Source organism: Mesonia oceanica (genome assembly GCF_902499555.1).
Lineage (GTDB): Bacteria > Bacteroidota > Bacteroidia > Flavobacteriales > Flavobacteriaceae > Mesonia > Mesonia oceanica.
Map to the genome: position 1 here is coordinate 1 of NZ_CABVMM010000052.1, position 1,399 is coordinate 1,399.

General features: G+C 33.5%; 1 protein-coding gene and 1 pseudogene. Both read left to right on the top strand.

Annotated elements, in window-relative coordinates:
* Positions 1 to 222: pseudogene (locus tag FVB9532_RS19595) on the top strand (hypothetical protein); the annotation flags it as partial.
* A 42-nt stretch (positions 223 to 264) separates the two neighbouring features.
* The coding region (locus FVB9532_RS19255) for a tail fiber protein (protein ID WP_150546809.1) at positions 265 to 1,399 on the top strand (1,135 nt) is incomplete at its 3' end.

Genomic DNA, 1,399 nt, shown 5'->3' on the forward strand with positions numbered 1-1,399 from the left:
CCTAGCCTTACAGAAGTAGAAAATCACATTCAACAAAAAGGGCATTTAAAAGATATCCCCAGCGCTAAAGAAGTAAAAGAAAACGGAATTTTTCTAGGGCAAATGGATGCCAAATTATTACAGAAAATTGAAGAACTTACTCTTTATGTGATCGAAATAAATAAAAAATTGAAAGCCCTAGAAGCTGAAAATAGTAAATTAAGAGAAATACATAAAAAGTAAATAAAAAGCAATTCTATTACCAATCCTATTTAATTATAAAAAATGAAAAAAATACTATTCTACACAGTTTGTCATCTATTTTCAATAGTTTCATTTTCTCAAGTCCTAACAGGTTCAAAAATAGAGATTTTTTCAACCGATTCTCATTTAGCAAGATTTTATTATAATGACAATGCAACTACTGCTACAAGACCAAGATTGGATATTTTTGGATATCCTAATAAAATCAATTTACGGACTACTCATGGAAGTGGAGGAGCACATCTTTCATTTGGTACACATACTGTTCCTGATGCATTATTTATCTCCCATAATGGTTTAATAGGCATTGGAAATACAGCTCCTGACACCAAATTACATCTAGAAGAATCAAATGTAGGTATAAAAACAACCTATGCTACGCAAATAATTGAAGCTAATGATGCACAACTTGATCTTATATCAAGTTCAGCCGGTAATTGGGGCTCAGCTATTAATCTTGTAGAAGGTAATGGCGATGCGAATAATGATATTTGGTCAATTGTTAGAAGGACTTCTAATGATAATTCTTCCTTACGAATAAATTATGGGACAAGCAATAATCACCAGAATCCCTCGCTAATCACTTTTAATACGAATGGAAATGTGGGGATTGGAACAGACGCCCCCACAAAACTTCTTCATCTTAGAAAAGATGTTCCTAGTGAAATAGTACCGGTTATCCAACTTCAAAACAAACAATACGATTATTCAGAGGGTGCAGGTTCAAGTATTAAGTTTTTTGGACATAATGAAAACCGAAATATCACCATTGAAGCAACAATGCGAGGAAACGGACGGTCAAACAGACTAGACTTTGAATTTCAAGATGATGAAATTCACACAAATGCAATGTCAATAAAATATAATGGAAATGTAGGGATAGGCACAAAATCTCCAACTGCAAAATTAGAGATTGAAAAAAGTAATTTAGAAAATGCTTTTAGCGTAGGCTCGTCAAATGATGGAGGAAGAATATACACGTCTTATGAAAGTGGAAGGGGAACGCTAAATTTTATAGAACATGACGATCCCTTTGTATTAAGTTTTACTCAAGCAGGCACAAATACAAATGAAAAAATAATTTTTGATCAAGGTAATTTTGGGATTGGCACCACAACCATGGGCAGTCACAAATTAGCCGTAGAAGGCTCTATAG